This window comes from Pseudomonas sp. (genome assembly GCF_050739995.1).
GTDB lineage: Bacteria > Pseudomonadota > Gammaproteobacteria > Pseudomonadales > Pseudomonadaceae > Aquipseudomonas.
This window is the reverse complement of record NZ_JBOICG010000531.1, coordinates 1-12517: the sequence shown is the minus strand read 5'-3', so window position 1 is coordinate 12517 and position 12517 is coordinate 1. Positions and strand designations below refer to the sequence as shown.

The following is a 12517-nucleotide window of genomic DNA, read 5'->3' as shown; positions in this document are numbered from 1 at the left end:
CAGTCTCAGGTGATGGGGGCTGGGTTGAACAAGGTGATGTCGTTATGCAGCTTATGCCGCTCCGCCCACGTCTGCTTTTTGCCACTCGCCACATCCAGGTAGAAATGAAACAGCTCCCACCCCAACTCTTCGATACTCGCGCGCCCGGTGGCAATGCGCCCGGCGTCGATATCGATGAGGTCCGGCCAACGCTGCGCCAACTCCGTGCGGGTCGACACCTTCACCACCGGCGCCATTGCCAACCCATACGGCGTACCACGCCCGGTGGTGAACACATGCAGGTTCATCCCCGCCGCCAGTTGCAAGGTGCCACACACAAAGTCGCTGGCCGGTGTCGCGCAGAAAATCAGGCCCTTGCCCTTGAACCGCTCGCCTGGGCCAAGCACGCCGTTGATCGCACTGCTACCGGATTTGACGATCGAACCCAGGGACTTCTCGACAATGTTCGACAACCCGCCCTTCTTGTTGCCCGGCGTGGTGTTGGCACTGCGATCCGCCTCGCCCTTGGCCAAGTAGCGGTCGTACCAGTCCATTTCCCTGACCAACTCCCGGGCAACGTCCTCGTTCTGGGCACGAGACGTCAGCAAGTAGATGGCATCGCGGACTTCAGTCACTTCGGAAAACATCACCGTCGCCCCGGCCCGCAATAGCAAGTCCGAGGCGTACCCCAACGCCGGGTTGGCGGTGATGCCGGAAAACGCATCACTACCGCCGCACTGCATCCCCAGGATCAGCTCAGACGCCGGCACGGTTTCACGGCGGCGCTGGTCGAGCTTCTTCAAGCGTGTTTCCGCCAGCGCCATGATCTGCTCGATCATTTCCGTGAAGCCGTGGCTGGAATCCTGCAGGCGATACAACCACGGCTCACTCAGGTCGACGGAACTGTCGTTGTCATGCATCACCTGCCCGGCCTGCAACTTCTCGCACCCCAGGCTGATCACCAACGCTTCGCCTCCCAGGTTCGGGTTGCGTGCCAGGTTGCGTACCGTGCGAATCGGAATGTAGGCATCTGTCGCAGTGATCGCCACGCCGCAGCCGTAGCTGTGGGTCAGCGCCACCACGTCATCGACGTGCGGGTACTTGGGTAGCAATTCGGCCTTGATGCGCTTGACCGCATGGTCCAGCACACCGGTGACGCACTGCACCGTGGTAGTGATGCCGAGGATATTGCGCGTACCCACGGTGCCATCAGCGTTGCGATATCCCTCGAAGGTAAATCCTTCCAGTGGCGCTTGAGTCTCAGGCACCTCGGTGGATAGCGGCAAACTGTCCAGTGGCGGCGCAGTAGGCATGCGCAGTTGGTCTTCCTGCACCCAACTGCCACGGGGAATCGGCGCCAGGGCGTAACCAATGGTCTGACCATAGCGAATGATCCGGCCGCCTTCTGGAATGTCTTCCAGGGTCACCTTGTGGCTCTGGGGGATGAAATCCACTGTCACCAAGCCGTCCGGAAACTCGGTACCGGCCGGTACGCCTTGGTCGTTGACCACGATCACCACATTGTCGCGTTCGTGCAAACGAATGGAGCGCGGCGAATCGGCATGTTCAATCAACTGCATCACATCGCCCCTCAGGAATGCGCTTGGGTAAATTTAGTCAGCTCAGGCCCTTGGCTGCTGGGTGGTTCTTTGAGCACCACACGCTTGATCGGGCCGACAATCACCAGGTAGCTGAACACCGCCAGCAGCGCGTTGGCGCCGACGAACACCAGCGCCCACTTGAACGAGCCGGTGGTGCTGATGATGTAACCGATCACAATCGGCGTGCTGATGGAGGCCAGGTTGCCAAACATGTTGAATAAACCGCCGCTCAACCCCGCGATTTGTTTCGGCGAAGTGTCGGACACCACCGCCCAACCCAGTGCGCCAACGCCCTTGCCGAAAAAGGCCAAGGCCATGAAGCCCACCACCATCCACTCGATATCCACGTAATTGCACGCCACGATGCTGCACGACACCAGCAACCCACCAATAATCGGCGCCTTGCGTGCGAACGTCAGCGAATGGCCCTTGCGCAGCAGGTAGTCGGAAAGCAGGCCACCCAGCACGCCACCGATAAACCCGCAGATCGCCGGCAACGACGCAATGAACCCGGCCTTGAGAATGGTCATGCCACGCTCCTGCACCAAGTACACCGGGAACCAGGTCAGGAAGAAATAGGTGATGCCATTGATGCAGTACTGGCCCAGGTAAACGCCGAGCATCATGCGATTGGTCAGCAGTTGGCGGATGTAATCCCACTTGGGGCCGTCGGTTTTCCGGCCTTTGGCCTTGTCCTGGTCCATGTCGACCATCGCACCGTTAGCGGCGATGTGGTTGAGTTCAGCCTCGTTGATCATCGGGTGTTGACGCGGGCTGTGGATAACTTTCAGCCAGATCAGCGAGAACAGGATGCCGATGCCCCCCATCACGATAAATACATGCTGCCAGCCGAAGGTGTAGACGATCCAGCCCATCAGCGGTGCAAACAGCACGGTGGCGAAGTACTGTGCCGAGTTGAAGATGGCCGATGCCGTACCGCGCTCCGCTGTAGGAAACCACGCTGCGACAATACGGGCATTTCCGGGAAACGACGGTGCTTCCGCCAACCCCACCAAGAAACGCAACATGAACAGCGCCACCACTGCCGTGGAAACCCCGAACTCACCCACATAGCCTTGCAACACAGTGAACAGTGACCAGGTGAAGATACTCAGGGCATAGACTTTTTTCGAACCGAACCGGTCCAGCAACCAGCCACCGGGGATTTGCCCGGCCACATAGGCCCAACCGAATGCGGAGAAGATGTAGCCGAGGGTGACCGCGTCGATGCCGAGGTCTTTTTGCAGGCTGGAGCCGGCGATAGCGATAGTGGCCCGGTCGGCGTAGTTGATCGTGGTCACCAGAAACAGCATGAGCAGGATCAAATAGCGGACGTGGGTCGGCTTGGTCGCTTGCATGAAGAAGTACTCCCACTAATTATTTTTTTTGCGGGTAATGGTTTTCTGTTTTCAGCGCGGGGACCGCTTTATGTGGGAGCCGGGCTTGCCCGCGATGCAGGCACCTCGGTGTGTCTGTGACACCGCGGTGATGCTATCGCAGGCAAGCCAGCTCCCACAGGAACCGGTGCCGACAGGTGTTGCGAGTTACGAACCGATGTAGCTGGTCTTCACCACCGTGTAGAACTCTTGCGCATAGCGACCTTGCTCACGCGAACCGTAGGATGAGCCCTTACGGCCACCGAACGGAACGTGGTAATCCACACCGGCGGTCGGCAGGTTGACCATCACCATCCCGGCCTGGGAGTGGCGCTTGAAGTGGTTGGCGTACTTCAGCGACGTGGTGGCGATACCGGCCGACAGACCGAACTCGGTGTCGTTGGCCATGGCCAGCGCCGCGTCGTAATCCGCCACGCGTACCACGTTGGCCACCGGGCCGAAAATCTCTTCACGGCTGATGCGCATGGCGGCCTCGCTGTCGGCAAACAGCGTGGGCGCCAGGAAGTAACCTTCGGTATCGCATGTCACCAGACCGCCACCGCTCACTAGCCGTGCGCCCTCGCTTTGACCGATATCGATGTATTTCAAATCTTGGTCCAATTGGGCCTGGGACACGACCGGGCCGATATCAGTGCCGCTTTTCAGGGCGTGCCCGACCTTGATCGACTTCATACGCTCGGCCATGGCCGCGACGAACCGGTCGTGGATGGCGTCGGTGACAATCAAGCGACTCGATGCGGTGCAACGCTGGCCGGTGGAGTAGAACGCACTCTGCACCGACAGCTCGACGGCCTGCTTGAGGTCGGCGTCATCGAGGATGATCTGCGGGTTCTTGCCGCCCATTTCCAACTGCACTTTGGCCTGGCGCGACACGCAGCTCACGGCGATCTGACGGCCTACGCCCACGGAGCCAGTAAAACTGATGCCGTCGACTTTCGGACTGTTGACCAACACATCACCGACCACACGGCCGCTGCCCATCACCAGGTTGAACACACCGGCGGGGAAACCGGCGCGAGAGATGATTTCCGCCAGGGCCCAGGCGCAGCCCGGCACCAGTTCAGCCGGTTTGATCACCACGCAGTTGCCGTAGGCCAGGGCTGGGGCAATTTTCCAGGCAGGGATAGCAATCGGGAAATTCCACGGGGTGATCAGGCCGACCACGCCCAAGGCTTCGCGGGTGACTTCAACATTGACGCCCGGGCGCACCGACGGTACGTAATCACCGGACAGGCGCAGGCACTCACCGGCGAAGAACTTGAAGATATTCCCAGCGCGAGTCACTTCGCCGATGGCTTCGGGCAGGGTCTTGCCCTCTTCCCGGGCCAGCAAGGTGCCGAGTTCTTCGCGACGGGCGAGGATTTCGCTGCCGACTTTATCCAGGGCATCGTGACGAGCCTGAATGCCCGACATTGACCATGCAGGAAACGCAGCGCGGGCCGCATCGATGGCAGCGTTGACCTGGGCTACGTCAGCCTTGGCGTATTCGCCGATGACATCGGACAACTCCGACGGGTTGAGATTGACGCAGTAGTCGGCGCCGGCCACCCACTCGCCGTTGATGTAGTTTTCAAAACGCTTGGCTTGGGACACAAATCTTCTCCTGACGCAAAAGGCCGCTGATTGCTCAGCGGCCTTGTTGATAAGTTACTGCGGACCTTGCTTGTCGATCAGCGCGGCCAGGGCTTCATACTCTTCCGGCAGCAGGTCGGTCAGCGGGGTACGGACCGGGCCTGCGTCGTAGCCGGCGATCTTGGCGCCAGCCTTGACGATGCTCACGGCATAACCCGCCTTGCGATTACGGATATCGAGGTAAGGCAGGAAGAAGTTGTCGATGATCTTGGCGACGGTGGTGTGATCGTCCTTGGCAATCGCGTGGTAGAAGTCCATCGCGGTTTTCGGGATGAAGTTGAACACCGCCGAGGAGTACACCGGCACGCCCAGGGCCTTGTAGGCAGCGGCGTAAACCTCTGCCGTCGGCAGTCCGCCCAGGTAGCTGAAACGGTCGCCGAGACGACGACGAATCGACACCATCAACTCAATGTCACCCAAGCCATCCTTGTAGCCGATCAAGTTCGGGCATCGCTCGGCCAGGCGCTCCAACAAAGGCGCAGTCAGGCGGCAGACGTTTCGGTTGTACACCACCACGCCGATCTTGACCGATTTGCACACGGCTTCCACGTGAGCGGCAACCCCGTCCTGGCTGGCTTCGGTCAGGTAGTGCGGCAGCAGCAGCAAGCCTTTTGCACCCAGGCGTTCGGCTTCCTGGGCGTACTCGATGGCCTGACGGGTCGAACCACCCACACCGGCCAGGATCGGCACGCTGGTCGCACAGGTATCAACAGCGGTCTTCACCACTTGGGAATATTCGCTGGCGGCCAGGGAGAAAAACTCACCGGTGCCACCGGCAGCGAACAAGGCCGTGGCGCCGTAAGGGGCCAGCCACTCCAGACGCTTGATATAGCCCGCCTGGTGAAAGTCACCCTGGGCATTGAAATCGGTCACCGGGAAAGACAGCAAACCGTGGGAGAGGATGGACTTCAGTTCTTGTGGATTCATTATTCGAACACCCTGGGCAAAGACTTTCTGTCGAAAGGTTGTTGTTGGTTTTGATGATGTCGTACGTCATCGTACAACTATAAAAAGATTCGTCAACTGCAATTCATCGGCCCTCCCCCACGACTGAACGTTTAGACACCCGTGCTTGACGTAGGAAATTATTCCTCTATGATCCAAATAGCTGTATATACATACAGTTATTAAGGAAGATTCCTACGACATAGCAAGGAGCTAACATGTCAGGTCTTGAACTCGCGACACCCGAAAAAAACCCACCTACCCTGCGCTTCGAAGGGGGTGAACACACCGCCATCGGTGATGACACCCTGCTGCGTTTCGTCAAGGACGCGCCAGCGATCCCAGCACGACAAGTCGAACTGCATCTGCCCAACGGACTGGCGCTGACCTACGGTCAAGTGATTGCCTTGGGGGGTGATTTCTACGGCATCCCTGGCCAGGCCATCAGCGATGGCGCTTCCCCAGCCGATCGCGTGCAGCGCTTTACCGCAGCGTTTAATTCGCTGGCCGTGCTACCGGCGTCGCGGGAAGAAGCCAAGAAAATCCTCGCGGTGATGCAAAAGGAGATCAACGCGGTCAACCAGGCCATCAAGGATGGCAAGCAGCCCCATGAAGCTTATGACGCGCTGGGTGATACGTTGTCTGAAGAATGGAATCGCATTACCGGTGGCGGCAGTGCCGTTTCCGCGCTGATTCCACTGGGACGCTACTTGAAGTTGGCGGCGGACAACGCCGACCACTTCGGTGAATGGGCGTTGTCGGCGTACCTGGCTGGCCATACGGCAGCGCTGCAACAGGCAGTGGTTGCGCATCAAACCGGCACCGACCAGGCACTGGAGCTGGCCTATGCCATGAACAGTTTTGCTGATCACTTTTTGACCGATCTGTTCTCCGCCGGCCACCTGCGCGTACCTCGCAAGCAACTGGCCGCCGTGGTGACACCGGGTGAGCTGGGCTCGCTAATCAGCCGTTTCATGCACGATGAAGACAGTAAGTTCGGGCTCAAGGTACGCAACGCCATGGGTGATCAATGGCATGCCTATGGGGATAAACGCTACTTCGACACCATCGATGCGGACAACCGAGTACAGGTCAAACGCGCAGTACAGGCGTCGGCCGATGAAATCTTCGCCACCTTTATCAGCGGCGTAGCCCCCTCCCCGGCCAATTTCAAGGCACCGTTGTATGTGCCTGACCTGAATGCAGCGCAGAACCCGGCGAATAACTTCTCGCCGCTGTTCAAGATGGAAGGGGACAAGGTGCTGCGCCGTCAGGATGTGAATAACCTGAACGACAAGCACTGGACGAACGATTGGTGGGGGTGGAGTACGTATTTGTTGTTGAAGGATTACAAGCCGAATACGCCGCTGCCTTGAGCTGAGTTCCGCCACTGGCGTGTTTGATACCGCTCGTCAGAACTGTGAATTCTGACAGTATCACCGCATTTCCAGCCATCCTAACGTGATTGGGCCCGCACTGATGTGCGGGCATTTACCTAACGTTCTTCCTGCTCAATGAGGCTTAATCATGGCTAATGAAATCAAGGTTAAATTCAAAGGCAAAAAAAACAGCATTTCGAACGTTCTAATTGAGGAGCTACCCAATATCGGGGACAAACTTGCATTTCCGGGGGACCCAGTGGCGACAGTGATTGGCAAGACTTTCCATTATGACAACGACGCCAAAGTGATCGAAATTGAATTTGAACTCACCTAAACGCCCTACTACCTTATCCCCGCTGCGCCTCCGCCTCTTCATGGGCATGGCGCAGCCTCTCTCGACTATTCGTCAAATGCAGTCTCATCGCCGCCCGCGCCGCATCCGAGTCCTGGCGCGCAATCGCCTCATAAATCTCTTCATGCTCGCGGCTCAAGCGGCCCATGTAATGCTGTTGGTCGTCATGGGCCAGGCGCGCCGAATTCAAGCGGGTACGCGGGATGATGCTGGTGCCCAGGTGGGTCATGATGTCGGTGAAGTAGCGGTTGCCGGTGGACAATGCGATCTCCAGATGGAACGCAAAGTCCGACGCTACCGCATCGCCAGCATGTGCCGCGCTTTCATTCAGGGCATCGAGAGCTGCGCGCATAGCGGCCAATTGTTCATCGCTACGGCGTAAAGCGGCCAGGCCGGCAGACTCCACTTCCAGGCTGATTCGCAGCTCCAGGATCGCCAGCACATCTCGCAAGGTCACGACCGTGGCCGGGTCAATCCGAAAGCCGCTGGGGCTTGGTGTATCCAACACAAAAGTGCCGATACCGTGACGGGTTTCCACCTGTCCTGCCGCCTGCAACCGCGAGATCGCTTCACGCACCACCGTGCGGCTGACTCCGTGGGCGTCCATGATCGCCGACTCGGTGGGCAACTTGTCGCCTCGTTTGAGTTGACCATCGCGGATCTGCTCGGACAACACCGTGACCAATTCCTGGGCAAGGCTGCGGCGCTTGCGGGGAAGACGAGGGGCGGTGTTGGCGTTATCCATGATGAATCATCTTTCTCGGCGAACTTGAGCACGCATCATAGCCCATGGCGGTTGTACGATCACCGTCCACTCACGACTTTCATCGTTATCATCCGCGCAAAAAAATGCCCCGGCACAAGCCGAGGCATTTTCAGAGTTCACATCTGGATGAAAACCGCTTACTTCACCACTTTCAGGCTCGGCCGACCGCTAGGGCGCGGTGGTTCGGCATCCGGTGGCGGCACATCATCGCCGTCTTCACCTTCGATCGATTCGTCTTCCCCTAAAGGCGACTCCAGATCAAATACCATGCCTTGGCCATTTTCTCGGGCGTAGATCCCAAGAATGGCGCCAATCGGCACGTACAGCGTATGTGGCACACCGCCAAAACGTCCTTCGAAGCTGACCGCTTCGTTGTCCATGTGCAGATGGCGCACGGCGCTGGGTGATACGTTCAGAACGATCTGCCCGTCACTGGCAAAACCCTGCGGCACCTGAACCGCAGGAAATTCGGAATTGACCAGCATGTGCGGGGTGCAATCGTTGTCCACAATCCACTCATAGAGCGCGCGGACCAGGTAGGGTCGACTGGAGTTCATCAGCGGCTCCTTAAGCCTTAGCGCATATCGCGTTCGACACCAGACAGACTCGCCTGGAAAGCCTCACGCGCAAACTGGCGCTCCATGTAATCAAGCAGCGGCTTGGCCGGCCGCGGCAATTCAATACCGAGAATCGGCAAACGCCAGAGTATCGGTAATAGGCAGCAATCCACCAAACTTTGTTCCTCACTGAGGAAAAAAGGCTTATCGGCAAACAGCGGCGAAACGCCGGTCAGGCTCTCGCGCAATTCCTTACGCGCCTGTACTCGAACGGCTTCCTTTGTACGTGAATCCAGAATCACATCCACCAGCCCGCACCAGTCACGCTGGATCCGATGGATCAGCAGGCGGCTGTTGGCACGCGCCACCGGATACACCGGCAGCAAAGGTGGATGCGGGTAACGCTCATCCAGGTATTCCATCACCACGGTCGACTCCCACAACGCCAGGTCACGGTCGACCAGGGTGGGCAAGCTGCCGTAAGGGTTCACTTCGATCAGCTTAGGCGGCTGACGGCCCGCCTCCACACTGATGATCTCGGCGCTGACACCCTTCTCTGCGAGCACGATACGCACTCGGTGGGAATAGTGGTCGGCGGGGTCGGAGTAACAGGCCAACCGATTGGTCACGCCCATGGCGGTCCTCCTCGCTTGTTGAAATTATCGAAAGCTCAAAAACGAGCGCGCCCAGAGAGCATCTCCGTAACGTCCGGTTCAACCAGACTGCTACATGTTCAGAGATGCCGCTGGGCGCGCAAGATTAACAGCAATTGCTTACGGTTGGATCAATGCACATCCTTCCAGTATTCGCGCTTGAGCAGATAAGCGAATACAAAGAAGAAAGCCAGGTACAGCAACACATAGGTACCGATACGTTGGTGCTGCAATTTGACCGGGTTGGCCGAGTAGGCCAGGAAGGTCACCAGGTTCTTGACCTTCTCGTCGAACTGCTCTTCGTTCAGCGCACCGGTCTTGGGCACAATGGTCAGTTGATCGCACGCTTCGTGAGTCAAAGGCGTACCGGTCAACGGATCATATTGCTTCTTGCCGTCTTCAACGACCTGAACCTGCTTACATCCTACCACTTGACGGCCCTGAAGGCTGACCAGAACGTTAGGCATGCCGACGTTCGGGAACACCTTGTTGTTGACGCCCCATGGACGCGCCGGGTCTTCGTAGAAGGATTTCAGGTAGCCATACAACCAATCAGTGCCACGCACACGCGCTACCAGCGTCAGATCAGGTGGTGCAGCACCAAACCAGGCCTTGGCGTCCGCCGGCTGCATGCCGATGTTCATGTGGTCGCCAATCTTGGCGCCAGTGAACACCAGGTTATCGAGCATCACTTCGTGAGGAATGCCCAGGTCATCGGCAACACGCTCATATCGCTGGAACTTGGCGCTGTGGCAGCCCATGCAGTAGTTGGCGAACGTGCGTGCACCGTCTTGCATGGCGGCCTTGTCGGAGACGTCGATATCGACTTTTTCCAGATCAGGACCATGTTCGGCAGCGAAAGACAGGAGCGGCAGCGCCGCAAGCATCAAAGCAACGAATAACTTTTTCATCAGCCAGTCACCCTTTCCGGAACCGGTTTGGTCTTCTCGAGCCGGGTGTAGAACGGCATCAGAATGAAGTAGGCGAAGTACAGGAAGGTGCAGATCTGCGACAGCAGCGTGCGCTCTGGGGTCGGCGCCAATACGCCGAGCACACCCAGGATCACGAACGCAATGCAGAACACCCACAGCCAGATCTTGCTCAGCCAGCCTTTATAGCGCATGGACTTGACCGGGCTTCGGTCGAGCCACGGCAGCACGAACAGCAGCGCGATCGAAGCCCCCATCGCCATCACGCCCATCAGCTTGTCAGGGATTGCCCGCAAGATGGCGTAGAACGGCGTGAAGTACCAGACCGGGGCAATATGCTCAGGCGTCTTGAAAGCGTTGGCCTGTTCGAAGTTAGGCTTCTCCAGGAAATAACCACCCATCTCCGGGAAAAAGAACACGATCGAGCAGAAGATAAACAGGAAGACGACTACGCCGACAATGTCCTTCACGGTGTAGTACGGATGGAATGGAATGCCATCCAACGGCACGCCGTTCTCGTCTTTATGCTTCTTGATGTCCACGCCATCCGGGTTGTTGGAACCCACTTCGTGCAGCGCCAGGATATGCAAGACCACCAGGCCGAGAATCACGATCGGCAACGCAACAACGTGCAGGGCGAAGAAGCGGTTCAGGGTGATGCCGGAGATCAGGTAGTCACCACGGATCCACTGGGTCAGGTCGTTGCCGATGACCGGGATCGCACCGAACAGCGAAATGATCACCTGGGCGCCCCAGTACGACATCTGGCCCCATGGCAGCAGGTAGCCCATGAAGGCTTCGGCCATCAACGCCAGATAAATCAGCATGCCGAAAACCCACACCAGCTCGCGAGGCTTCTGGTACGAACCGTAGAGCAAGCCCCGGAACATGTGCAGGTAGACGACGATGAAGAACGCCGAAGCGCCAGTGGAGTGCAGCAGGCGCAGGATCGAGCCGTACTCGACGTCACGCATGATGTACTCGACAGAGGCGAACGCTTCTTCTGCCGACGGCGTGTAGCTCATCGTCAGCCACACGCCTGTGACGATCTGGTTGACCAGCACCAGGAGCGCCAGGGAGCCGAAGAAATAGAAGAAGTTGAAGTTTTTTGGCGCGTAATACTTGCTGAGGTGGTCTTCCCACATTTTAGTGGCGGGGAAACGCGCATCCACCCAATCCATGAACTTGCTCATCAGGCTTTCTCCCCCTCGTCGACGCCAATGACAATGACACTGTCAGTCTCGTAATGATGTGGCGGAACCGGCAGGTTCAAGGGTGCGGGTTGTGACTTGTAGACGCGGCCAGCCAGGTCATAGTGAGAACCATGGCAAGGGCAGAAATAGCCACCGACCCAGTCTTTGCCGAGGTCGGCAGGAGCAACTTCCGGACGGAAAGTAGGCGAGCAGCCCAGGTGGGTGCAGATACCGATCAGCAGCAGGATCTCTGGCTTGATCGAACGAATTTCCTTATCGACGTAAGCGGGTTGGTCGGAATTCTTCGAGTCCGGGTCAGACAGCTGACCTTCGATTTTCTTCAGATTCCCCAGGATCTCCTCGGTACGACGAACGATGAACACTGGCTGACCGCGCCACTCAGCAATCATTTGCTGGCCTGGGTCGATCTTGCTGACATTCACCTTCACCGGTGCACCTGCGGCTTTCGCCTTGGCACTGGGAAACCATGACCCCACGAACGGGACCGCAGCCCCCACCGCTCCTGCAGCACCCACCACGGATGTGGCTGCTACCAAGAAGCGACGCCGGCCTGCATTCACGCCGTCATTGCTCATTCAGTCCTCTCCCATCAGCTTTTTGGCCTGTTAAATCAGGCGTCTACTAAGTGTTGAATCTTTACTTATAAAAATTTTGACGGATGGTAATGAAAAGCCCCACGTATGACAAGGGAATTGCCCGGAGCTCCCCCTCCAAGCCTTGTAGTATAGGGGGTCTACGGATGTGGCAAGTTGTCACGGCGAAATTTCTGCATAAATCGCAGGCAATAAAAAACGCCCAGCTCCGTGAGGAGGCTGGGCGTTTTTGTGGAACGTAAAGCGAATTAACGCTTCGAGTACTGCGGACGCTTACGCGCTTTACGCAGACCGACTTTCTTACGTTCAACTTCACGAGCATCGCGAGTAACGAAGCCAGCTTTGCGCAGAGCGCTACGCAGGGTTTCGTCGTAGCTCATCAGTGCGCGAGTGATACCGTGGCGGATTGCGCCAGCTTGACCACTTACACCGCCACCGATAACGGTGACGTAGATGTCGAACTTTTCAACTGTCTCGGTCAGTTCCAGCGGCTGACGAACTACCATGCGGGCAGTTT

At 57.9% G+C, this 12517-nt stretch carries 13 protein-coding genes; 2 read left to right on the top strand and 11 right to left on the bottom strand.

Annotation, left to right across the window (positions count from 1 at the left end; all coding sequences use genetic code 11):
• Positions 1–5: 5 nt before the first annotated feature.
• From garD to kdgD, 4 genes are all read right to left on the bottom strand, one after another.
• Positions 6–1559: a galactarate dehydratase gene (gene garD, locus ACRESD_RS17340; protein ID WP_431752037.1), complete on the bottom strand. Its 1554-nt coding sequence runs from the start codon at positions 1557–1559 to the stop codon at positions 6–8.
• Between the two features lie 11 nt (positions 1560–1570).
• Entirely contained in the window at positions 1571–2938 is a 1368-nt protein-coding gene (locus ACRESD_RS17335; protein WP_431752036.1) for an MFS transporter, read from the bottom strand.
• 186 nt (positions 2939–3124) lie between these two features.
• Positions 3125–4570, bottom strand: coding sequence for an aldehyde dehydrogenase family protein (locus ACRESD_RS17330; RefSeq protein ID WP_431752035.1), 1446 nt, complete (start codon positions 4568–4570; stop codon positions 3125–3127).
• Between the two features lie 54 nt (positions 4571–4624).
• The gene (gene kdgD / locus ACRESD_RS17325) at positions 4625–5536 is read right to left on the bottom strand and encodes a 5-dehydro-4-deoxyglucarate dehydratase (RefSeq protein ID WP_431752034.1); all 912 of its coding nucleotides are present in this window, start codon (positions 5534–5536) and stop codon (positions 4625–4627) included.
• Positions 5537–5772: 236 nt separating this feature from the next.
• Here kdgD and ACRESD_RS17320 point away from each other — a divergent pair, with 236 nt between their 5' ends.
• Positions 5773–6930, top strand: a complete 1158-nt coding sequence (locus tag ACRESD_RS17320; protein ID WP_431752033.1) for a phospholipase — start codon at positions 5773–5775, stop codon at positions 6928–6930.
• A 151-nt stretch (positions 6931–7081) separates the two neighbouring features.
• Positions 7082–7270, top strand: coding sequence for a hypothetical protein (locus ACRESD_RS17315; protein ID WP_431752032.1), 189 nt, complete (start codon positions 7082–7084; stop codon positions 7268–7270).
• A 13-nt stretch (positions 7271–7283) separates the two neighbouring features.
• Here the strand turns inward: ACRESD_RS17315 and ACRESD_RS17310 are convergent, their stop codons facing one another.
• From ACRESD_RS17310 to rpsI, 7 genes are all read right to left on the bottom strand, one after another.
• Entirely contained in the window at positions 7284–8033 is a 750-nt protein-coding gene (locus tag ACRESD_RS17310) for a FadR/GntR family transcriptional regulator (RefSeq protein WP_078740717.1), read from the bottom strand.
• A 158-nt stretch (positions 8034–8191) separates the two neighbouring features.
• A complete protein-coding gene (locus ACRESD_RS17305; RefSeq protein ID WP_431752031.1) occupies positions 8192–8611 on the bottom strand; it encodes a ClpXP protease specificity-enhancing factor in 420 nt (139 codons plus the stop codon).
• Positions 8612–8628: 17 nt separating this feature from the next.
• A complete protein-coding gene (locus ACRESD_RS17300; protein ID WP_016971566.1) occupies positions 8629–9246 on the bottom strand; it encodes a glutathione S-transferase N-terminal domain-containing protein in 618 nt (205 codons plus the stop codon).
• A gap of 149 nt (positions 9247–9395) precedes the next feature.
• Complete coding sequence (locus tag ACRESD_RS17295; RefSeq protein WP_431752030.1) at positions 9396–10175, bottom strand: cytochrome c1; 780 nt, start codon at positions 10173–10175, stop codon at positions 9396–9398.
• Positions 10175–11386, bottom strand: a complete 1212-nt coding sequence (locus ACRESD_RS17290) for a cytochrome b (protein ID WP_123714564.1) — start codon at positions 11384–11386, stop codon at positions 10175–10177. Before ACRESD_RS17290 ends, ACRESD_RS17295 begins: the two co-directional genes overlap by 1 nt.
• Positions 11386–11982 carry a ubiquinol-cytochrome c reductase iron-sulfur subunit gene (gene petA / locus ACRESD_RS17285; protein WP_003216040.1) on the bottom strand — a complete coding sequence of 199 codons (597 nt, stop codon included), beginning with the start codon at positions 11980–11982 and terminating at the stop codon, positions 11386–11388. The genes ACRESD_RS17290 and petA overlap by 1 nt, the downstream gene beginning before the upstream one ends.
• Positions 11983–12248: 266 nt before the next feature.
• Positions 12249–12517, bottom strand: a 269-nt coding sequence (rpsI, locus tag ACRESD_RS17280; protein ID WP_431752029.1) for a 30S ribosomal protein S9, incomplete at its 5' end; no start/stop codon positions are given.